Below are 20,636 nucleotides of genomic sequence, written 5' to 3'. Positions count from 1 at the left end.
TTCCGGCTGCTCCCGGCTGACGGAACGGGCGAGGCCGGGGTCGTCCGATCGGCTGACCCGGACACCCCCCGCACAGGGCACCATGGGTGTGTCCGGGCAGCTCAACGGCCTTCTGCGGCACGTTGGAGCCACGAGCGGGCCACGATGCGGAGAGGAGCCCCGCGGATGCCGAAGCCGTACGAGAAGCCGTACGACGCCGACAACCGGTGGCTCGGCGCGGTCATGCACGCGGCGTTCTTCCTGCTCCTGGGGGGCGCCCTGGCCCGGTTCCTGCTGCGCCACCCGGGCGAGCCCCGCACCCCGTGGATCCTCGCCCTGTCCCTCGCCCTGGCCGTGCTGCACCTGCTCGGGCCGGTGCTGAGCGGGCCGGTGCCCGGCGGGCCGGGGCGCGGTTTCGCCCGGCGGCGCCCGGTCTGGACCGGCCCCTGGCTGGGCCTGGTGGTCGTGGTGTGGATGGTTCTGGTCGTCCTCGCGCCCAGTTTCTCCTGGTGCGCGGTGCCGCTCTTCTACACCGGCCTGCGCACCCTGCCGGCCCGGGCGGCGCTCGTACTGGTCGGCGTCCTGACGGTGTTCGTGGTCGCCGCGCAGCTCCGGCTCGCCGGGCGCTTCGACCCGAACCTGCTGCTGGCCCCGCCCGCCGTCGCCGCCATCGCCACCGCCGTCTTCCTGCACACGGAACGGCAGACCGCGCGGCAGCGCGCCCTGATCGACGACCTGATCCGCACCCGCCGCGAACTCGCCGCCTCCGAGCGCCGCGAGGGCACCCTCGCCGAACGCCAGCGGCTGTCCATGGAGATCCACGACAGCCTCGCCCAGGGCCTGTCCAGCCAGCGCATGCTGCTCCAGGCGGCCGAGCGGGTCTGGGAGCCCGACCCGGCCAAGGCCCGCGCCCACGTCCGTCGGGCCGCCTCCGTCGCCGAGCACAACCTCGCCGAGGCCCGCCGCTTCGTCCACGACCTCGCCCCCGCCGACCTCGCCCGCGGCGGGGGTCTGGAGGCGGCGCTGCGCGCACTGGCCGCGCGGGAGACCGGCGACGACCTCACCGTCCGCGTCCACGTCGACGACGGCGCCCGCGTCCCGGCGCTGCCCGACCCCGTCCAGTCGGCCCTGCTGCGCATCGCGCAGGGCGCCCTGGCCAACGTCCGCGAGCACGCGGGCGCGTCCACCGCCGCGCTGAGCCTGACCCTCCTCGACGACCAGGCCGTGCTGGACGTCACCGACGACGGCCACGGCTTCGACCCCGCCGCCGCGACCGGGGCGCCCGGCGTGCGGGGCCACGGACTGCCCGCGATGCGCGCCCGGCTGCGCCAGCTCGGCGGCACCCTGACCGTCGAGTCCGCGCCCGGCGAGGGCACCGTGCTGTCCGCCGCCGTCCCCCTCGACCCGCCCGGCACCGACCCGGCCGACGCCCAGGAGGCACCCCGATGACCGACCCGGCGGCCGGCACCCCCGCGCCCGTGCGCATCCTGGTCTGCGACGACCACGTCGTCGTACGGGCCGGGCTGCTCGCCCTGCTCGACAGCGCCCCCGGCATCGAGGTGGCCGGCGAGGCCGGCACCGGCGAGGAGGCGCTCGCGCTGGCCGCGCGCCTGGAGCCGGACGTGGTGCTGATGGACCTCCAGCTCGGCGAGGGCATCGACGGCGTGGAGACCACCCGCCGCCTGACGTCGGCCCCGGCGGCCGGCTCCGGCGGGCCGCCCCACGTGCTGGTGCTGACGACGTACGACACGGACGCCGACATCACCCGCGCCATCGAGGCCGGCGCCACCGGCTACCTGCTGAAGGCGGAGCGCCCGGAGGAGCTGTTCGCGGCGATCCACGCCGCCGCCCAGGGGCGCACCGCGCTGTCGGGGCCGGTCGCGAGCCGGGTCATGGCCAACATGCGGCGGCCGCGGCCGTCCCTCACCGACCGCGAGCGCGACATCCTGGCGCAGCTCGCCACCGGTCTCGGCAACCGGGAGATCGCCCGCGCCCTGTTCATCAGCGAGGCCACGGTCAAGACCCATCTGCGCCGGATCTACGACAAGCTCGGCGTCGACACCCGCGCGGGCGCGGTCGCGGTGGCCAAGGAGCAGCGCCTGCTGCCGTGAGGCGGACGCCGGAACGGAGCCGGCCGGACACGCCGAAGGCCCCCCGGCCGGACGTCCGGGGGGCCTTCGTACGGAACTGCTCGGCGGGCGAACGTCAGACGTTCACGCCGAAGTCCTGGGCGATGCCGACCAGGCCCGAGGCGTAGCCCTGGCCTACGGCGCGGAACTTCCACTCGGCGCCGTTGCGGTACAGCTCGCCGAAGACCATGGCGGTCTCGGTGGCGGCGTCCTCCGACAGGTCGTAGCGCGCGATCTCGGCGCCGCCGGCCTGGTTGACGATGCGGATGTACGCGTTGCGGACCTGGCCGAAGTTCTGCGAGCGGTTCTCGGCGTCGTAGATCGAGACCGGGAAGACGATCTTCTCGATGTCGGCCGGCAGACCCGCCAGGTTGACGTTGATCGCCTCGTCGTCGCCGGCGCCCTCGCCGGTGCGGTTGTCACCGGTGTGGACGATGGTGTTGTCCGGCGTCTGCTTGTTGTTGAAGAAGACGAAGTGGCCGTCCGAGTAGACCTTGCCCTGCGTGTTGACCGCGATCGCGGACGCGTCGAGGTCGAAGTCGGTGCCGGTGGTGGTGCGGACGTCCCAGCCGAGGCCCACGGTGACTTCGGTCAGGCCCGGAGCCTCCTTGGTGAGCGAGACGTTGCCACCCTTGGACAGGCTTACAGCCATTGTTGGGAGTCCCTTCCCTCGTTTACGTACGGCAAGAAAGCTACAGCTACCCCCATGAACGTCGAGGGGGGTCCGTAAGGTTCCAGCTCTCTTTACTTTCTTTACCGAGTCCGGAGGCGAGGATATTCGGGTGACGTGACGCACGGGGGAACGGGAACATGGACGGCATGTCCGGTCCCCATGTCATCCGCGGCTCCGTCGCCCTGCCCGAGGCCGAGCTGGTCTGGCGCTTCTCGCGCTCCTCGGGGCCCGGCGGCCAGCACGTCAACACCACTGACACCGCGGTGGAGCTGCGCTTCGACCTGGCGCGGACCGAGGCGCTGCCCGAGGTGTGGAAGCGGCGGGCGCTGGAGCGGCTGGCCGGGCGCCTGAGCGACGGCGTGGTCAGCGTCCGCGCCTCCGAGCACCGCTCCCAGTGGCGCAACCGCGAGGCCGCCGCGGTGCGACTGGCCGCGCTGCTCGCCGAGGCCACCGCGCCCCCGCCGAAGCAGCGGCGCCCGACCCGCATCCCGCGCGGGATCAACGAACGCCGGCTGCGGGAGAAGAAGCAGCGCGCCCAGACCAAGCGGGGGCGCTCCGCGCGGGGGTGGGAGTGACAGGTGCGGGGGCGGTCGTCGCTTTCGTCCGCGGGTCCGTCGTGGCTGGGCGCGCAGTTCCCCGCGCCCCTTTCGGGGCGCGATTCGTGTCGGGCAGCAGTGCTCAGCCCAGGGTCAGCACGCCCACCGTCTCGCCCTCGCTCGTCTTCCCGTCGGTGCGGAAGCCCAGGCCCAGGTAGAAGGCCTCGGGGCCGTTCGGGCCCGGATGCCAGGTCACCCAGCACTCCTCGCCGCCGCGGCGGCGGATCTCCGCGGCCACCGACTCCACGGCGAAGCGGCCGTAGCCGCGGCCCTGCTCGCCGGCCGCGATGTTGAGCCGCCACAGGCCCGAGCGCCGGACGCTGCCGTCCTCGTACCAGTCGATGTCGAAGAAGGCCATCAGGAAGCCGACCGGACGGTCGCCGTCCACGATCAGCCGGGGCCAGGCGACGCCGTGGTGGACGTAGGCCTCCGCGAGGGACTTCACCACCGGCTCCACGGCGAACTCCTGCTCCGGGCGCACCCGGATGCCGGTGGCGGCCTCGAAGTTCGCGGAAGTGATCGTCTCCAGGCGGAGACCGGCGCTGCTCGTCATGCGCGCACCCTAGGCAGGGTGCGGGGGAACGGGCGAACGAATTCCGCTCAGCCCAACTGCCGGTAGCGGCCCCGGAAGTACGTCAGCGGGCCCCCGTCGGCGCTCGGCAGCGAGGCGGTCAGCACCCGGCCGACGACCAGGGTGTGGTCCCCGGCCGGCATCCGCTGCTCGGTGCGGCACTCCAGGGTGGCCAGGGCGCCCCCGGCCAGCGGCGCCCCGGTGGCCCCGCCGCGCGCGTAGGGGATGTCGGCGAAGAGCAGGCGGTCGCTGATCCGGCCCTTCATCGAGAAGCGTCCGGCGATGTGCCGCTGGCTCTCGGAGAGCACGGAGACCGCCCACAGCGGCTGCTCGTCGAGCAGGTCGTCCATCCGGGAGCCCGTCCGCAGGCTCACCAGGACCAGCGGCGGGTCCAGGGAGACCGACATGAACGCCGTGGCCGTCATCCCGACGTCCTCGCCGCCCGGCGCCTGCGGGTCGTCGGGGTCGAGCGGCGGCTCCTGGGCGGTCACCAGGACCACGCCCGAGGCCAGCCGGGACATGGCGGCACGGAATTCCTCGTTGCTCACCCCCTCAGCATGCCCGGCGGCGGGCGACGGCAACGGGAGCGCGGGGGACGCGTGGGACGTGAGAGGGGGAGTATTCGGCACACCATCACGCTAATCTCCGGGTTTCCGGCCGGACATCGGACCCCGGTCCCAAGCGGGACCTAGGACCTCGGGCGGAGATGTGCGCACACCTACAAATTTGCGTTCAGTAAACGCGCAGGTAAAACACGGAAACCCCACTCAATTGTTCATCTTTTGCTGTGACTTGAGTCACAAGGGGCGGTAATTGTTGACCCTGTGTACCGAGTGAGGAGCGCGCTGTGATTCAGTGGCGGTGAACCTGGAAGGGCACCATCAGTAAGGGCGCCGAAGAGAACCCTTGATTCACTGCGAGGTCTCGGGGGGAGGGCGAGCATGGAGACCGAGTCGGAGCCCTACGTCCGCCTTGCGTCCCTGCGGCAACTGCACCAGGCCATGGCCGACATGAACAAGGCCCGCAGCCTGGCCGACACCCTGCAGGCCGTCGCCGACGGCGTCGTCCAGGCCCTCGGGTACGAGCTGGCGTGCGTCAACCTGGTCCGTCCCGACGGCGACCTCGTCGTCGCCGCCTTCGCCGGCAACCCGGCCGCCGAGGCCCTCATCACCGGCCGCGCCGGCTCCCGCGACTCCTGGGACCGCCGGCTGAACATGGGCGAGCAGTGGGGCGACCTGATCTTCATACCCCACACCGAGGGCTGGATCCTCGACGACGACGACGTCCCGCAGTGGTACACCGACGGGCCCGCGCCCCGCTTCGAGGACGAGTGGCACCCCTCCGACCGCCTCTTCGCGCCGATGTACGCGCCCGGCCCGCAGGGCGGCGGCAACAGCGGCGAGCTGATCGGCGTCCTGTCCGTGGACCGGCCGCGCAACGGCCGCCGCCCCGGCGCCTGGGGCCGCGAGGCTTTGCAGATGTACGCCTTCCAGGCCGCCATAGCCATCAGCAACGCCCGGCTCCGCTCCAACATGCAGCGCGCCCTGGTCCGCCTGGAGCGCGACCAGCAGGCGCTCCGGGCCAGCGAGGAGAGCTTCCGCCAGGCCTTCGAGTACGCGCCCTCCGGCATGGCCATCGCCGAGATGGGCGGCGACCAGCACGGCCGCATCCTGCGCACCAACGACGCCCTGTGCCGCCTCCTGGGCCGGCCCGCCTCCGCGATGCGCCGCTACGCCTTCTCCGACCTCGTGCACCCCGAGGACATCGGCACCCTGCTGCGCACCTCCGCCGAGGGCGGCCGGGCCGAGCTGCGCCTGGGCCGCCGCGACGGCACCTACGTCTGGGTGTCGCTGCGCAACAGCGTCGTCGCCGACGCCGCCGACGGCCCGCGCTTCCTGCTCACCCACGTCGAGGACATCGAGGAGCGCAAGCGCCGCGAGCTGCAGCTCGCCCACCGCGCCTCCCACGACTCGCTGACCGGCCTGCCCAACTCCGCCGAGCTGCGCTCCCGCCTGGCCGCCCGGCTCTGCCGGCGCCCGCAGTCCCCGCACGCGGCGGTCGCCGACGCGATGGACGCCGCCTACGGGCATCCCGCCGTCTTCGACTCCGGCGGCCACACCTTCGACTTCAGCGCGCCCGCCGAGCCGTACGGGGCCTACGACCACCACGTGCACCTGGTCGCCCCCGCGGACGGCCGGGACGACGGCGCCAAGGGCCTCGCGGTCCTCTTCTGCGACCTGGACGGCTTCAAGTCGATCAACGACCGGTTCGGGCACAACGCGGGCGACGCCGTGCTCATCGAGGTCGCCCGCCGGCTCGGCGGCGGCGTCCGCGACGGAGACACGGTGGCCCGGCTCGGCGGCGACGAGTTCGTGATCCTCGCCAACGGGCTAGGCCGCGCCGACGCCCAGGACCTCGCCGTGCGCCTGCGCAACGAGATCATCCAGCCGATCCGGGCCGAGGGCCGGGCCGTGCGCGTGGGCGCCAGTTTCGGCATCGGATGGGCGCACTGCGGAATGACGGCGGACGAGGTGTTGAAGTCAGCTGACGAACGGATGTACGTCGAGAAACGATCTCGTCCCAAACAGCACCGCCGCGCCGGATGATCTCCAGGTCAGGGCGCTGATGCGGTCCGAGTCACCCGTTTGGGCCAGCCGGAGCGGGTAGGCTCGCCCTCTCACACCTGTACCGCAACGCACCGCATCTGGTTAGGAGACCAAGGGATGACGCCCGGCAACAACGGCGCGAGCACGCCCGAGGACGACGACCCCTTCGGCTATCTCTACGCCGACGGGCAGGCCAACGGGGCCCAGCCGCCGTCCGGTGGCTACGGCTACCCGAACTCCGTCAACCGGGTGCGTCCCGTCGGTGCACGGCAGTACGGGGCACCGCAGTACCAGGGCGCCCAGACCGCCGCCCACGGCCAGGCCGCCCCGCCCCAGCAGGGCGCCTACGGCCGGCCGCAGGGCGCCTACGGGCAGCCGAACGCGCACTACGCGGCGCCGGAGACGTTCCCCGGCGGTGGCGGTTCTCACACCGGCTCGCAGCAGTCCGGACACGGCGGGGGCGGCGGGCGCCGCGGCCCCAACACCAAGGGCCTGCTGATCGGCGCGGTCGCCGTCGTCGCGGCCGTCGTGATCGGCATCGCCGTCGCCATGACGAGCAGCGGCTCGGACGACGACAAGGGCGGCGACGAGGCGGGCGGCGGCCCCACCGCCGGCCAGTCCGAGACCACCGAACCGAGCCCGTCCGCGAGCGAGGGCGGGAAGGACGAGGTCGAGCTGCCCCCCGGCGTCGACGCCAAGGCCCTGCGCCTGTCACCCGGCATGACCACCGCCTCGGACGTCAAGGGCGCCAAGGCGGACGGCGGCGTCTACGTCACGGGCTTCAACCAGGTCGGCGCCAAGGTCACCTGGACCGTCGACGGCATCGAGAAGGCCGGCAGCTACCGCCTGAACGTGCGCTATGGCATCCCCGGGGTCGACGCCGACGCCACGCTGATGGTCAACGGCAAGGCCGACTCGCGCCCGCTGAACATGAAGAACTTCGGCGGCACGCCCCAGGGCGACTGGGAAAAGGGCTGGCAGACCACCTGGGCCAACGTGAACCTCACCGAGGGCACCAACACGATCGAACTCGCCTGCAACGCGGGCAACAAGTGCGACGTGGCCTTCGACCAGTTCTCGCTCTCGACCAAGTAGCCGCCCCCTCGGGGGATCAGGCGGCCCCGGCCTCCGCCGTCACCGCCACCCCGCGCCCCACCAGCTCCTCGTACGCCGCCCGGTCGAACTCCCCGGCCACCGGGGAGAGGACCGTCGCCGCCGACAGGGCGATCGCGCGGGTCAGGCGGTCCGGCCAGGGCAGGTGCTCCACCAGGCCGGAGAGCAGTCCCGCGACCGCCGAGTCGCCCGCGCCGGTCGGATTCCCGTGCACATGGGCGGGCGGCGCGGCCCGCCAGCGGCCCTCCGGGGTCACCGCGAGCAGCCCCTCCGCGCCCAGCGACGCGATCACCGAGCGGGCGCCCCGCCGCCGGGCCGCCTGGGTGGCCCGCAGCGGCTCGTGCGAGCCGGTCAGCTCGGCCAGCTCGTCCGCGTTCGGCTTGATCAGGTCCGGGCGGGCGGCGACACCCCGCCGCAGCGGTTCACCACTGGTGTCGAGCAGCACCGGCACGCCCGCGGCGCGCGCCCCCCGCACCAGTCCTGCGTAGGCGCCCACCGGCACGCCCGGCGGCAGGCTGCCGCACAGGGCCACCGCCGAGGCGTCGGCGAGCAGGGCCTCGTAGGCGTCCTGGAAGGCGTTCCACTCCGCGGGTGCGACGGCCGGGCCGGGTTCGTTGAGCTGGGTGGTGTCGCCGGTGCGTTCGTCGACGACGGCGATGGTGCGCCGGGTGGCCCCGGCGACCGGCACCAGCGCGTCGGCGACCCCGGGCACACCGGACAGCCCGTCGCGCACGACCCCGCCGGTGGTGCCGCCCGCGAAGCCGGTGACCGTCACCTCGTGCCCGAGGGCCGCCAGCACCCGCGCCACGTTCAGCCCCTTGCCGCCGGGCCGCTCCGTGACCTCGGTGACCCGGTGGGACGCGTGCGGACGCAGCGACCGGACCCGGTAGGTGATGTCGAGCGCGGTGTTGAGCGTGACTGTGAGGATCACCGGTGCCGACCTCCCCCGATCGCCTCCGGCTGCCTGTCCCGGAGATGTCTTTTGAAGACACGATCATGCCAAACGGACGGCGGTCGGCCCAGTCCCCGCGTCGGATCAGCCCAGTTGGGGCTCGACCACCCAGGCGCCGTGGCGCATGACGCCCACCAGGTCGAAGGCGTCGTCCAGGACGACGAGGTCGGCGTCCTTGCCGGGCTCCAGGGAGCCGATCCGGTCGGAGCGGCCGAGCAGCCGGGCCGGGTTGGCGGAGATCGCCGCGACGACGTCCCCGACGGGCAGCCCGTCGACCGTCACCGCCCGCTTGAAGGCGCGGTCCAGGGTCAGCGTGGAGCCCGCGATCGAACCGCCCTCCACCAGCCGGGCCACCCCGTCCGCGACCTCGACCTCCATGGGGCCGAGCAGGTAGCGACCGTCGCCGAAGCCGGCCGCGTCCATCGCGTCCGTGATGAAGGCGACCCGGCCCGCGCCCGCGTGGTGGAAGGCCAGCTGGAGGGAGGCCGGGTGCAGGTGCGTGCCGTCGTTGATCAGCTCGACGGTGATCCGCTCGTCCTCCAGGAGGGCGGCGATCGGGCCGGGGGAGCGGTGGCCGAGGGGCGGCATCGCGTTGAAGAGGTGGGTGGCGACGGTGGCGCCCGCGTCGACGGCCTGGACCGTCTGCTCGTACGTGGCGTCCGTGTGCCCGACCGCCGCGATCACGCCGTGCTCCACGAGCAGCCGTACGGAGTCCAGACCGCCGGGCAGCTCGGTGGCCAGCGTCACCATCTTCGCGTGCCCGTGCGCCGCGTCGACCAGCTTGCGGACCTCCGCCGGATCGGGGTACCGCAGCAGCTGCTCGTCGTGCGCGCCCTTGCGGCACGGGGAGATGAAGGGCCCCTCGAAGTGGATGCCGGCGATGTCGCCCTGCTGGGCCAGCTCGGCGAGCACCCCGGCGCGCCGGGCGAGGAAGTCCAGGTCGCCGGTGACGGTGGAGGCGACCAGCGTGGTCGTGCCGTGCCGGCGGTGGGTCTCGACGCCCTTGAGGATGTCCTCCGGCGTGCCGCCGGTGAAGGAGGCGCCGCCGCCCCCGTGGTTGTGGAGGTCGACGAACCCGGGCACCACCCAGTGGCCGGACAGGTCGAGCACGTCCGCCCCGGGGGGCGCCGTGTCCGCGATCCGCGTGCCGTCGACGATCACGCGGCCGTCGTCCACGGTCCCGGTGGGGAGTACCACCCGGGCACCGGCGAGAACCTTGCTTGGGGCCATCAGGTGGTTACCTCCGGGGGAGTCGCGGTCGTGGGGGTGGTGCCGGTCGGTCCGGTGCCGAGCAGATCCCAGGCCAGCAGCCCGGCACCCAGGCAGCCGGCCGTGTCCCCCAGCGCCGCGGGGACGATCTGGGGCAGCTTCTGGAAGGTGACGCGCCGCCGGACGGCGTCCCGCAGCGGTGTGAACAAGGTTTCCCCCGCCTCGGCGAGGCCGCCACCGATGATCAGTACGCGCGGGTCCAGCAGAGTGAGCGCGGTGACGAGGCCGTCGGCCAGCGCGTCCACGGCGTCCCGCCAGACCGCGAGGGCGCGGGCGTCGCCCGACTCGACGGCCTTGGCGCAGTCGGCGGCGTCCGCGGCCGGGTCGCCCGAGGCGTCGGCCCAGGCCTGGCTGACCGCCGACGCGGACGCGAACCGTTCGAGGCAGCCGTACTGCCCGCAGGGGCAGGGGAGACCGCCGGGCCGCACGACGACGTGGCCGATCTCGCCCGCGAAGCCGTGGGCGCCCGACTCCACCCGCCCGTCGATGCCGATGGCGCCCGCGATGCCTGTGCCCAGCGGCACGAACAGGAACCGGTCGGCGCCCCGCCCGGCCCCGATCCGCCCCTCGGCCAGCCCGCCGGCCCGCACGTCGTGGCCGAGGGCGACGGGGACGGCACCGAGCCGTTCGCCGAGCAGGGACCGCAGGGGTACGTCGCGCCAGCCGAGGTTGGCCGCGTAGACGGCGGTGCCGTGCTCCTCGTCGATGATGCCGGGGACGGCCACGCCGGCCGCGCGGGCGGGCTCGCCGAACCGGTCGGCGCCGTAGGCCCGCAGCTCGGCGGCGAAGTCGAGGATGCCCGCGACGACCGCGTCGGGCCCGCGCTCGCGGCCGGTGGCCCGGCGGGCGCGGTGCAGCAGCTCGCCCCCGGACCCCACGAGGGCGGCCTTCATCCCGGTGCCGCCCACATCGAGGGCGATGACGTGTCTCACGGGGACAGTGTGGCCCGTCGACCCGGGAGAGGTCTAGTCCACTGCCGTGGTGTAGACCTTAATCCGTTAAACGAACAGGCACAGGGTTGGGGATTCGGGTGCGGCGGGGCAGGACAGGAACGATCGCGGCGGTGTCCGCACTCGGCATGACGGCGGTCCTCGGCGGCTGTGGGCTGACGGGGGACTCCGACGAGGTGACGCTGAGGCTGGTCGCCGCCGACTACGGCGACAGCAAGGCCAACAGCTCCCAGAACTACTGGAACGAGCTGGTCAAGTCCTACGAGGCCCAGCACCCGGACGTGCACGTCGAGGTGGACGTGTACTCCTGGAACGACGTCGACCGCAAGGTCCGCGAGATGGTCGAGGCCGGTGACGCGCCCGACATGGCGCAGATAGGCGCGTACTCCGACTACGCGGACCGGAACCTCCTCTACCGGGCCGACGACGTCCTCTCCATACCGGTCCAGGCCGACTTCGTCTCCCAGCTCGCGGGCGCCGGACAGGTCAACGGGGTCCAGTACGGGCTGCCGTTCGCGGCCTCCACGAGGGTGCTCTTCTACAACAAGACCCTGTTCTCCGAGGCGGGCGTCACCCCGCCCAAGACCTGGGAGGACCTGGCCGAGGCCGCCGAGGCGCTCGACGCGAAGGGCGTCAAGTACCCCTACGCGCTGCCGCTGGGCGCCGAGGAGGCGCAGGCGGAGACCATGCAGTGGATGCTCAGCGGCGGGGGCGGCTACACCGACGACGTCGGCACGTACTCCGTCGACTCGCCGCAGAACGTCACCACCTTCACCTGGCTCCGCGACGAGCTGGTCGCCAAGGGCCTCACCGGCCCTGTCGCCCCCGGCAAGCTCAACCGCGCCGACGCCTTCGCCGCCTTCGCCAAGGGCGACGTCGGCATGCTCAACGGCCATCCCTCGCTGATGAAGATGGCCTCCGACAAGGGCGTGAAGTACGGCATGGTGACGACCCCCGGCGCCGAGGGGGAGAGCCAGAACACGCTCGGGGTGTCCGACTGGATGACGGCCTTCAAGGAGAACGGCCACCAGGAGGAGATCGGCGACTTCCTCGACTTCGTCTACAGCGACGACAACGTCCTCGACTTCTCCCGCGAGTACGACCTGCTGCCGGTCACCACCTCCGCGTCCCAGGTCATGAGCACGGCGGCGGAGGATCGGAACCTCAAGACGTTCCTGGACGAACTGCTGCTCTCCGAGCTGTACCCGGTCGGCAAGGCTTCCTGGGCCTCGGTCAGCGCGGACGTCAAGAAGGAGATCGGCCAGGCGGTCACCCCCGGCGGCAGCCCCCGGGAGGTGCTCGGCCGCATCCAGGCGACGGCGATGCGGGCGGGCAGCGCGGAGTAGGTGTCGGCGGTGTCGGCTACGGTGCCGTCCATGGACCTGGGGCAGCGGGAACGCGACATCCTCGCACTGGAGCGCCGAGGCTTCCCCGGCCCCGGCGCGAAGGAGCGCGCGATCCGCGAGGAGCTGGGCCTGGCCCCCGTCCGCTACTACCAGCTCCTCAACGCCCTCCTGGACGACCCCCGCGCCCTGGCCGCCGACCCGGTGACGGTCAACCGCCTGCGCCGCGTCCGCGAGTCCCGCCGCGGGGAGCGCTGACCCGGCAGCGGTGCCCGGAGCGATACCCGTCGCCGGGGCGAGGCGTGCGGACGGGGCCGGCGGGATAGGTTCGCCGTATGGGCAGCCACCAGGACTCCAGCCGTGACGACTCCCGGGACCACCTGCCGACCCCCGCCACGGAGGCCGGGCGCGCGGGGCTCGACGCGCTCCTCGCCGAACCCGGCCGCGCGGTCGTCGCCCTCGACTTCGACGGCACGCTGGCCCCGATCGTCGCCGACCCCGACCGGGCACGGGCGCACCCGGACGCCGTGCCGGCGCTCGCGGCGCTCGCCCCGAAGCTCGCCGCCGTCGTGGTGATCACCGGCCGGCCGGCCGAGGTCGCCGTCCGCTACGGCGGCTTCGCGGACGTCCCGGGCCTCGACCACCTCGTCGTCCTCGGCCACTACGGCGCCGAGCGCTGGGACGCCGCCACCGGCACCCTGAGCACCCCCGAACCGCACCCCGGCCTCGCCCCCGTACGGGCCGAGCTGCCGGACCTGCTGGAGAGGTCCGGGGCCGGCGCGGGCACGTGGACCGAGGAGAAGGGCCACGCGGTCGCCGTGCACACCCGCCGCGCCCCCGAACCGCAGGCCGCCTTCGAGGCCCTGCGCGTCCCCCTCACCGAGCTGGCCGCCCGGCACGGCCTGATCGTCGAGCCGGGCCGCATGGTGCTCGAACTGCGCCCGCCGGGCATGGACAAGGGCGCCGCGCTGCGGGCGTACGTCCGGGGCACCGGGGCCGCGTCCGTCCTCTACGCCGGCGACGACCTCGGCGACCTCCCCGCCTTCGCGGCGGTGGACGTCCTGCGCTCCGAGGGCACCCCGGGCCTCCTGGTGTGCAGCGGCAGCGACGAGGTCCCGGACCTCCGCAAGGGCGCGGACCTGGTGGTCGACGGCCCAACGGGAGTGGTGCGCCTACTGCGCGCCCTGTCCACCCGGCTCGCGTAACTCGCCGCCTCCCGCCCCCCCCGTCTGCGGGCATGCGTGCCGCCTGGGGCGGCACGGGTGGGCGCAGGCGGCACCCCGCTACGCCGGGCAGCGCACTTGCCCTCTCAGCCCTGCAACGCCCTCAACTGCTCAAGAAACCACCGCGCCGGAGGCAACGCCGTACCCGCCGCGGCCAGCCGCTTCGAGCGTTCGGCGCGCTCCGCCGGAGGGACGGACAGCGCGGTGTGCAGCGCCTCGGCCGTCCCGGACACGTCGTACGGGTTCACCACCACCGCGTCCTCGCCCAGCTCCTCGTACGCCCCCGCCTCCCGCGACAGCACCAGCACGCAGCCCTCCTCGGAGACGACCGGCACCTCCTTCGCGACCAGGTTCATCCCGTCCCGCACGGGGTTGACGAGGGCCACGTCGGCCAGCCGGTACGCCGCCAGCGACCGCGCGAAGTCGTCCTTCACGTGCAGCACGACCGGCGTCCAGCCCGCCGTGCCGAACTCCTCGTTGACGGCGTCCGCGACGCGCTGCACCTCGGCCGTGTAGTCGCGGTACACGGCGAGGTCCTGCCGCGAGGGGTAGGCGAACGCGACGTGCACCACCCGCTCCCGCCACTCGGGCCGCGTCGCCAGCAGCTCCCGGTACGCCAGCAGCCCGCGCACGATGTTCTTGGACAGCTCGGTCCGGTCCACCCGCACGATCGTGCGGCGGCCCTCGCCGATCTCCTCCCGCAGGGCCGCCATCCGCTCGTCCACGTCCGCCTCGTGCGACCGCTTCCGCAGGAAGTCCGCGTCCGCCCCGAGCCCGTGCACGCCGGTCTCCGTACCGCCGAGCCCGCCCACCAGCGCCTCGCAGCACGCGGTGAACGCGTCGGCCCAGCGCCGGGTGAGGAACCCGAGCCGGTCGGCGCCGAGCATGCCGCGCAGCACCTGCTCCGCGATGTCGTCCGGCAGCAGCCGGAAGTAGTCGACCGGCGCCCACGGCGTGTGCGAGAAGTGGCCGATGCGCAGGTCGGGCCGCAGCTCGCGGAGCATCCCCGGCACCAGCGTCAGGTGGTAGTCCTGCACGATCGCGACCGCGCCCTCGGCGGCCTCCTCGGCCAGCGCCTCGGCGAAGGCCCGGTTGTACGCCTCGTAGGAGGCCCACTGCCGCCGGAACTCCGCGTCGAACACGGGCTCGACCGGCGTCTGGTAGAGCATGTGGTGCACGAACCACAGCACCGAGTTGGCGATCCCGTTGTACGCGTCCGCGTGCACGTCCGCCGGCACGTCCAGCATCCGCACGCCGTCCTCGCCGACCCCGCGCCGCACCGCCTCGCGGTCGCCGTCGCCCAGCGCCGAGCACACCCACAGCGCCCCCGCGTCCGGGCCGATCGACGACAGCCCGGAGACCAGGCCGCCGCCCCCGCGTTTCGCGTGCAGCGACCCGTCCTCACGCACCTCGTACGAGACCGGCCCCCGATTGGAGGCGACCAGCACCTGAGCAGCACCGAAGCTTGAAGCCATACGCCTCAACCTAGCCCGGCCCCCGAACGCTCAAACGTGCCCGCCCGCCACTGCGGTGCCGATCACGCCACCCGCCGCGCCACGTACTCCGCGATCTCCGTCATCGGCGGCCGTTCCTCGGTGTCCACGGCGTGGGTGCGGGGCTCGAAGCCCGCGGGACCCCGCTCGAACTGGGTGAGGGCCGGGCGGACCAGATGGCCGCGGGCCAGCCGGAGCTGCGCGGTGCGGTAGATCGCGGCGGACATCCGGCCCAGCGCCTGGCCGTCCTGGTGGTGGTGGATGCGGACGCCGACGTCGACCTGGGCGAGGGCGTCCAGGCCCACCAGGTGCAGGGCGTCGACCAGCATGCCCAGCTCGACGCCGTAGCCGACGGGGAAGGGGAGCCGTTCCAGCAGGGAGCGGCGGGCCGCGTACTCGCCGCCGAGCGGCTGCACGAAGCCGGCCAGCCGCGGCCAGTGCAGGTTGAGCAGCGGGCGCGCCACCAGCTCGGTGACCCGGCCGCCCTGGCCGGGCCGGGTGCCGAGCGGACGGTCGTACATCGCCTTGACGAGCTGGACGTCCGGTTCGGTCAGCAGCGGGCCGACGGTCCCGGAGACGAAGTCGGCGGAGAACTCGCGCAGGTCGGCGTCGACGAAGCAGACGATGTCGCCGCCGGTGACCAGCAGCGAGCGCCACAGCACCTCGCCCTTGCCCGGCACCGCCGGGATCCGCGGCAGGATCGCGTCGCGGTGCACGACGCGCGCCCCCGCCGCCGCGGCCACCGCCGACGTGCGGTCGCTCGATCCGGAGTCCACGACCACGATCTCGTCGACGAGCGGTGCCTCGGCCATCAGCTCGCGGCGGATCACGGTGACGATCTCGCCGACCGTCGCCTCCTCGTCGAGGGCCGGGAGCACCACGCTGACCGACTGCCCGGTGGCCTGTTTGGCGGCCAGCAGCTGCCGGATCGGCCGGTCCCCGGCGGACCAGGAACGCGCGCTCAGCCAGCGCTCGACTTCTTCCAGCACGGTCCCGGGGCTCCTTCGTGATCCGTTGTGATCCATCTCGCGGTACGGACGACTATCTCAACCGTCCTGGCCTTCGGTTACAGTCTTGAACAACGCGCAGGACCACCGCATGCCGGGGGCACCGCGCGTACCGCGAAGGACAACAACTTCATACCGCTCATCCAGAGGGGCAGAGGGAAACGGCCCGATGAAGCCCCGGCAACCCTCCAGTCGGTTCTTGTCACACGGACGTGGCGAGGCTCCCGGCTAGGGAAGGTGCCAAATCCGTCTCACGGCGAGATGCGTCGTGGGAAAGATGAGGAGAAAGGGCCTCGCCTCCATGGCTGTGCAGACTGCCGAAACCCCCACGAACTCCACCGACGGCACCGTCGACCTCGGCCCCGCCGCCGCGCTGAGCTGCCGCGAATGCGGCCACCGCGTCCCGCTCGGCCCGCTCTTCGCCTGCCAGGAGTGTTTCGGCCCGCTGGAGATCGCCTACGACTTCTCGGCCTACGACACCGAGGAGCTGCGGGGGCGGATCGAAGCGGGCCCCGCGAACATCTGGCGCTACGCCCCCCTGCTGCCCGTCCCCGCCGACGTGGCCGACAAGCCGAACATCAACCCGGGCTGGACCAAGCTGGTCAAGGCCGACAACCTGGCCCGCGAGCTGGGCGTCACCGGCGGCCTCTACGTCAAGGACGACTCCGGCAACCCGACGCACTCCTTCAAGGACCGCGTCGTCGCCCAGGCCCTGGAGGCCGCCCGCGCCTTCGGCTTCACCACCCTGTCCTGCTCCTCCACCGGCAACCTGGCCGGCGCCGTCGGCGCCGCCGCCGCCCGGGCCGGCTTCCGCTCCTGCGTGTTCATCCCGCACGACCTGGAGCAGGGCAAGGTCGTCATGGCCGCCGTCTACGGCGGTGAGCTGGTCGGCATCCAGGGCAACTACGACGACGTGAACCGCTTCTGCTCCGAGCTGATCGGCGACCCGGCCGGCGAGGGCTGGGGCTTCGTCAACGTCAACCTGCGCCCCTACTACGCCGAGGGCTCCAAGACCCTCGCGTACGAGATCTGCGAGCAGCTCGGCTGGCGCCTGCCCGACCAGCTCGTCGTCCCGATCGCGTCCGGCTCCCAGCTCACGAAGATCGACAAGGGCCTCCAGGAGCTGATCAAGCTGGGCCTGGTCGAGGACAAGCCGTACAAGATCTTCGGCGCCCAGGCCGAGGGCTGCTCGCCGGTCTCCACGGCGTACAAGGCCGGCCACGACGTGGTGCGCCCCCAGAAGCCGGACACCATCGCCAAGTCGCTGGCCATCGGCAACCCGGCCGACGGGCCGTACGTCCTGGACATCGCGCGCCGTACCGGCGGCGCGGTGGAGGACGTGACCGACGAGCAGGTCGTGGACGCGATCAAGCTGCTCGCCCGCACCGAGGGCATCTTCGCGGAGACCGCCGGTGGTGTGACCGTCGGTGTCACGAAGAAGCTGGTCGAGAGTGGTGCGCTGGACCCCTCGCTGACCACCGTCGTGCTCAACACCGGTGACGGTCTGAAGACGCTGGACGCGGTGGCCGGTACCGGGCTGACCGCGACCATTCGTCCCAACCTGGAGTCGTTCCGCGAGGCCGGGCTCGCGTAAGACAGCTTGTACGTCGTCTGCGGGGCGGTGGGGGCTGGTCGCGCAGTTCCCCGCGCCCCTGGGTAAGTCATCCTGACCGGAGGTCAAAGTGAGCGTCACCGTCCGCATCCCCACCATCCTGCGCACCTACACCGGCGGCAAGGCCGAGGTCGACGCCCAGGGCGCCAACCTGGGCGAGGTCATCTCCGACCTGGAGAAGAACCACACCGGCATCGCCGCCCGCGTCCTGGACGACCAGGGCAAGCTGCGCCGCTTCGTGAACGTCTACGTCAACGACGACGACGTCCGCTTCGAGCAGGGCCTGGAGACCGCCACCCCGGACGGCGCGGGCGTCTCCATCATCCCGGCGGTCGCCGGCGGCTGATCCCCCTTTCGTTACCGCAGGTAATCGCGGTGACGCAGAGTTCATCGAATTGCCCCCTCCGTGAGAGAAGCGGAGGGGGCAATTCCATTGGATTGAGCGCGGTAGAGTTGGGGAACGCGCTCCCGATCAAGGCATCGGGAACCTTGAATTCCTGCCGCCCGCCCCACAAGAAGTAGCCAAAGTGTGGGTGTGTTTCGCGGCTTTTGTGACTTTTGTGTGCCCCGACTTGACCCACATTCAGGGGAAAGCTCGTCATATTCCGGACCGGGTACGTCCAGATTTCTCGTCCGATTGACCTGTTGCAGACGGCAGTTGGACAGATACATTCAGCCGCGGTCGACGCGTTCCGGCGCACGCCCCCAGTCGTGGGGGGTGAGGTCTGACCCGGGTCCGCGAAGTGCGGATCTGTGCAAGGGCCAGTAATAGGGGAGTTAGGCATGGCTCAGGGCACCGTCAAGTGGTTCAACGCGGAGAAGGGGTACGGCTTCATCGCGGTCGACGGTGGTGCGGATGTATTCGTCCACTACAGCGCGATTCAGATGGACGGCTACCGCACCCTCGAAGAAGGCCAGCGGGTCGAGTTCGAGATCTCGCAGGGTCAGAAGGGCCCGCAGGCCGACATGGTTCGCCTCAGCGCCTGAGACGTTCGGCCACCGCAAGTAAACGGTTCTTCTCCGAAGGGCCCGCACCTCCCCGGAGGTGCGGGCCCTTCGGTCTGCCCGGACCGGGGTGCGCCCGGGTGTTCGCGGGTGGCTGAGCGGGCGGCCGGGATCCCCCGAGGCGCTTGCACTCGATGGGGTCGAGTGCTAATCATTGGCGTTAGCACTCTGAAGGTGAGAGTGACAACGAAGGACCGGGTCGGTGAGGCCCGCAGGCCGGGTGGGGAAGGAACCACGAGGCAGGCGAGCCGTCCGTCGCGGGCGCGGGCGCGGTCCGAAGGAATCACCCCCAGTCCTGGAGGGACCACTTCACATGGCCAAGATCATCGCGTTCGACGAGGAGGCACGGCGCGGCCTCGAGCGCGGCATGAACCAGCTCGCGGACGCCGTCAAGGTGACGCTCGGCCCCAAGGGCCGCAACGTCGTCCTCGAGAAGAAGTGGGGCGCCCCCACGATCACCAACGATGGTGTCTCCATCGCCAAGGAGATCGAGCTCGAGGACCCGTACGAGAAGATCGGCGCCGAGCTGGTCAAGGAAGTCGCCAAGAAGACGGACGACGTCGCCGGTGACGGTACGACCACCGCGACCGTTCTCGCCCAGGCCCTGGTCAAGGAAGGCCTGCGCAACGTCGCGGCCGGCGCCAACCCGATGGCCCTGAAGCGCGGCATCGAGAAGGCCGTCGAGGCCGTCTCCGCCGCCCTGCTCGAGCAGGCGAAGGACGTCGAGACCAAGGAGCAGATCGCCTCCACGGCCTCCATCTCCGCCGCCGACACCCAGATCGGCGAGCTGATCGCCGAGGCCATGGACAAGGTCGGCAAGGAAGGCGTCATCACCGTCGAGGAGTCCCAGACCTTCGGTCTGGAGCTGGAGCTCACCGAGGGTATGCGCTTCGACAAGGGCTACATCTCGGCGTACTTCGCCACCGACATGGAGCGTATGGAGGCGTCGCTCGACGACCCGTACATCCTGATCGCCAACTCCAAGATCGGCAACGTCAAGGACCTGCTGCCGCTCCTGGAGAAGGTCATGCAGTCGGGCAAGCCGCTGCTGATCATCGCCGAGGACGTCGAGGGCGAGGCCCTGTCGACCCTGGTGGTCAACAAGATCCGCGGCACCTTCAAGTCCGTCGCCGTCAAGGCCCCGGGCTTCGGCGACCGCCGCAAGGCCATGCTCGGCGACATCGCCATCCTCACGGGCGGCGAGGTCATCTCCGAGGAGGTCGGCCTCAAGCTGGAGAACGCGTCCCTGGACCTCCTGGGCCGCGCCCGCAAGGTCGTCATCACCAAGGACGAGACCACCATCGTCGACGGCGCCGGCTCGACCGACCAGGTCAACGGCCGCGTCAACCAGATCCGCGCCGAGATCGAGAACAGCGACTCGGACTACGACCGCGAGAAGCTCCAGGAGCGCCTGGCGAAGCTGGCCGGCGGCGTGGCCGTCATCAAGGCCGGTGCCGCCACCGAGGTCGAGCTCAAGGAGCGCAAGCACCGCATCGAGGACGCCGTTCGCAACGCGAAGGCGGCCGTCGAGGAGGGCATCGTCGCCGGTGGTGGCGTGGCCCTGCTCCAGGCCTCCCAGGTCTTCGAGAAGCTGGAGCTGACGGGTGACGAGGCGACCGGCGCCAACGCCGTGAAGCTCGCCCTGGAGGCCCCGCTGAAGCAGATCGCCGTCAATGGTGGTCTCGAGGGCGGCGTCGTCGTCGAGAAGGTGCGCAACCTCCAGGTCGGTCACGGCCTGAACGCCGCCTCCGGCGAGTACGTCGACATGATCGCCGAGGGCATCATCGACCCGGCGAAGGTGACCCGTTCCGCGCTGCAGAACGCCGCCTCCATCGCCGCGCTGTTCCTCACCACCGAGGCCGTCATCGCCGACAAGCCGGAGAAGGCCGCCGCGGCCGGTGCTCCGGGCGGCATGCCGGGCGGTGACATGGACTTCTGATCGACCGGTTCCGGTTGATCGACCGTCCAGCACGGACCGAGGGCGGCACTCCCCGAACGGGGGGTGCCGCCCTCGGGCGTTGCCGCTCCCGGGCCCCGGTGTGCGGAAAGGAACCCGGGAGTCACGGAATGGAACCCGGGGGTGCGGGGTTCACCTTGAAGCGTGTTGAATGCATG

General features: G+C 72.2%; 20 protein-coding genes and 1 riboswitch. Of the genes, 12 read left to right on the top strand and 8 right to left on the bottom strand.

Annotation, left to right across the window (positions count from 1 at the left end; translation table 11 throughout):
* Nucleotides 1-165 precede the first annotated feature (165 nt).
* The gene (locus tag IE108_RS18145; RefSeq protein ID WP_064728547.1) at nucleotides 166-1,428 is read left to right on the top strand and encodes a sensor histidine kinase; all 1,263 of its coding nucleotides are present in this window, start codon (nucleotides 166-168) and stop codon (nucleotides 1,426-1,428) included.
* Complete coding sequence (locus tag IE108_RS18140; RefSeq protein WP_064728546.1) at nucleotides 1,425-2,090, top strand: response regulator; 666 nt, start codon at nucleotides 1,425-1,427, stop codon at nucleotides 2,088-2,090. Before IE108_RS18145 ends, IE108_RS18140 begins: the two co-directional genes overlap by 4 nt.
* Nucleotides 2,091-2,184: 94 nt before the next feature.
* On the opposite strand, the gene IE108_RS18135 is transcribed toward IE108_RS18140, so the two are convergent.
* On the bottom strand, nucleotides 2,185-2,760 hold the full coding sequence (locus tag IE108_RS18135; protein WP_064728545.1) for a TerD family protein: 576 nt from the start codon (nucleotides 2,758-2,760) through the stop codon (nucleotides 2,185-2,187).
* 158 nt (nucleotides 2,761-2,918) lie between these two features.
* Between IE108_RS18135 and arfB the strand changes: the two genes are divergently transcribed.
* Entirely contained in the window at nucleotides 2,919-3,356 is a 438-nt protein-coding gene (arfB, locus tag IE108_RS18130; RefSeq protein ID WP_064728544.1) for an alternative ribosome rescue aminoacyl-tRNA hydrolase ArfB, read from the top strand.
* Nucleotides 3,357-3,459: 103 nt separating this feature from the next.
* On the opposite strand, the gene IE108_RS18125 is transcribed toward arfB, so the two are convergent.
* The gene (locus IE108_RS18125) at nucleotides 3,460-3,930 is read right to left on the bottom strand and encodes a GNAT family N-acetyltransferase (protein ID WP_064728543.1); all 471 of its coding nucleotides are present in this window, start codon (nucleotides 3,928-3,930) and stop codon (nucleotides 3,460-3,462) included.
* A 47-nt stretch (nucleotides 3,931-3,977) separates the two neighbouring features.
* Nucleotides 3,978-4,577 carry a flavin reductase family protein gene (locus tag IE108_RS18120; protein WP_079163555.1) on the bottom strand — a complete coding sequence of 200 codons (600 nt, stop codon included), beginning with the start codon at nucleotides 4,575-4,577 and terminating at the stop codon, nucleotides 3,978-3,980.
* A gap of 312 nt (nucleotides 4,578-4,889) precedes the next feature.
* On the opposite strand from IE108_RS18120, the gene cdgB reads away from it, so the two are divergent.
* On the top strand, nucleotides 4,890-6,554 hold the full coding sequence (gene cdgB / locus IE108_RS18115; protein ID WP_064728541.1) for a diguanylate cyclase CdgB: 1,665 nt from the start codon (nucleotides 4,890-4,892) through the stop codon (nucleotides 6,552-6,554).
* 117 nt (nucleotides 6,555-6,671) lie between these two features.
* Nucleotides 6,672-7,649, top strand: a complete 978-nt coding sequence (locus IE108_RS18110) for a CBM35 domain-containing protein (RefSeq protein WP_064728540.1) — start codon at nucleotides 6,672-6,674, stop codon at nucleotides 7,647-7,649.
* 16 nt (nucleotides 7,650-7,665) lie between these two features.
* Here IE108_RS18110 and IE108_RS18105 read toward each other — a convergent pair whose 3' ends face one another.
* The 3 genes from IE108_RS18105 to IE108_RS18095 all read right to left on the bottom strand — a co-directional run bounded on the left by IE108_RS18105 (nucleotide 7,666) and on the right by IE108_RS18095 (nucleotide 10,820).
* Nucleotides 7,666-8,598 (bottom strand): 1-phosphofructokinase family hexose kinase, encoded by a 933-nt coding sequence (locus tag IE108_RS18105; RefSeq protein ID WP_064728539.1) that lies wholly within the window; start codon nucleotides 8,596-8,598, stop codon nucleotides 7,666-7,668.
* A 105-nt stretch (nucleotides 8,599-8,703) separates the two neighbouring features.
* Nucleotides 8,704-9,849 carry an N-acetylglucosamine-6-phosphate deacetylase gene (gene nagA / locus IE108_RS18100; protein ID WP_064728538.1) on the bottom strand — a complete coding sequence of 382 codons (1,146 nt, stop codon included), beginning with the start codon at nucleotides 9,847-9,849 and terminating at the stop codon, nucleotides 8,704-8,706.
* On the bottom strand, nucleotides 9,849-10,820 hold the full coding sequence (locus IE108_RS18095; protein WP_079163554.1) for an ROK family protein: 972 nt from the start codon (nucleotides 10,818-10,820) through the stop codon (nucleotides 9,849-9,851). Before IE108_RS18095 ends, nagA begins: the two co-directional genes overlap by 1 nt.
* Before the next feature lie 98 nt (nucleotides 10,821-10,918).
* Between IE108_RS18095 and IE108_RS18090 the strand changes: the two genes are divergently transcribed.
* The 3 genes from IE108_RS18090 to otsB all read left to right on the top strand — a co-directional run bounded on the left by IE108_RS18090 (nucleotide 10,919) and on the right by otsB (nucleotide 13,386).
* Nucleotides 10,919-12,184, top strand: coding sequence for an extracellular solute-binding protein (locus IE108_RS18090; RefSeq protein ID WP_107420199.1), 1,266 nt, complete (start codon nucleotides 10,919-10,921; stop codon nucleotides 12,182-12,184).
* A 30-nt stretch (nucleotides 12,185-12,214) separates the two neighbouring features.
* Nucleotides 12,215-12,439: a DUF3263 domain-containing protein gene (locus IE108_RS18085; RefSeq protein ID WP_064728537.1), complete on the top strand. Its 225-nt coding sequence runs from the start codon at nucleotides 12,215-12,217 to the stop codon at nucleotides 12,437-12,439.
* Nucleotides 12,440-12,516: 77 nt separating this feature from the next.
* Nucleotides 12,517-13,386 (top strand): trehalose-phosphatase, encoded by an 870-nt coding sequence (gene otsB, locus IE108_RS18080; RefSeq protein WP_064728536.1) that lies wholly within the window; start codon nucleotides 12,517-12,519, stop codon nucleotides 13,384-13,386.
* Nucleotides 13,387-13,490: 104 nt separating this feature from the next.
* On the opposite strand, the gene IE108_RS18075 is transcribed toward otsB, so the two are convergent.
* The gene (locus IE108_RS18075; protein ID WP_064728535.1) at nucleotides 13,491-14,879 is read right to left on the bottom strand and encodes an alpha,alpha-trehalose-phosphate synthase (UDP-forming); all 1,389 of its coding nucleotides are present in this window, start codon (nucleotides 14,877-14,879) and stop codon (nucleotides 13,491-13,493) included.
* 62 nt (nucleotides 14,880-14,941) lie between these two features.
* Entirely contained in the window at nucleotides 14,942-15,886 is a 945-nt protein-coding gene (locus IE108_RS18070; RefSeq protein WP_064728534.1) for a glucosyl-3-phosphoglycerate synthase, read from the bottom strand.
* 154 nt (nucleotides 15,887-16,040) lie between these two features.
* A riboswitch (SAM riboswitch) is annotated at nucleotides 16,041-16,188 on the top strand.
* Between the two features lie 17 nt (nucleotides 16,189-16,205).
* Between IE108_RS18070 and thrC the strand changes: the two genes are divergently transcribed.
* The 4 genes from thrC to groL all read left to right on the top strand — a co-directional run bounded on the left by thrC (nucleotide 16,206) and on the right by groL (nucleotide 20,460).
* Complete coding sequence (gene thrC / locus IE108_RS18065) at nucleotides 16,206-17,498, top strand: threonine synthase (protein WP_064728533.1); 1,293 nt, start codon at nucleotides 16,206-16,208, stop codon at nucleotides 17,496-17,498.
* An 88-nt stretch (nucleotides 17,499-17,586) separates the two neighbouring features.
* Nucleotides 17,587-17,862 carry a MoaD/ThiS family protein gene (locus tag IE108_RS18060; protein WP_064728532.1) on the top strand — a complete coding sequence of 92 codons (276 nt, stop codon included), beginning with the start codon at nucleotides 17,587-17,589 and terminating at the stop codon, nucleotides 17,860-17,862.
* A gap of 437 nt (nucleotides 17,863-18,299) precedes the next feature.
* Nucleotides 18,300-18,503 (top strand): cold-shock protein, encoded by a 204-nt coding sequence (locus IE108_RS18055; protein WP_004929928.1) that lies wholly within the window; start codon nucleotides 18,300-18,302, stop codon nucleotides 18,501-18,503.
* A 331-nt stretch (nucleotides 18,504-18,834) separates the two neighbouring features.
* Nucleotides 18,835-20,460 (top strand): chaperonin GroEL, encoded by a 1,626-nt coding sequence (groL, locus tag IE108_RS18050; protein ID WP_064728531.1) that lies wholly within the window; start codon nucleotides 18,835-18,837, stop codon nucleotides 20,458-20,460.
* Nucleotides 20,461-20,636 lie beyond the last annotated feature (176 nt).

Source organism: Streptomyces parvulus, assembly GCF_014648855.1.
In the GTDB taxonomy this organism is placed as follows: domain Bacteria; phylum Actinomycetota; class Actinomycetes; order Streptomycetales; family Streptomycetaceae; genus Streptomyces; species Streptomyces parvulus.
Note: the sequence above shows the minus strand (reverse complement) of the source record. Positions and strands in the feature narration are given on the sequence as shown.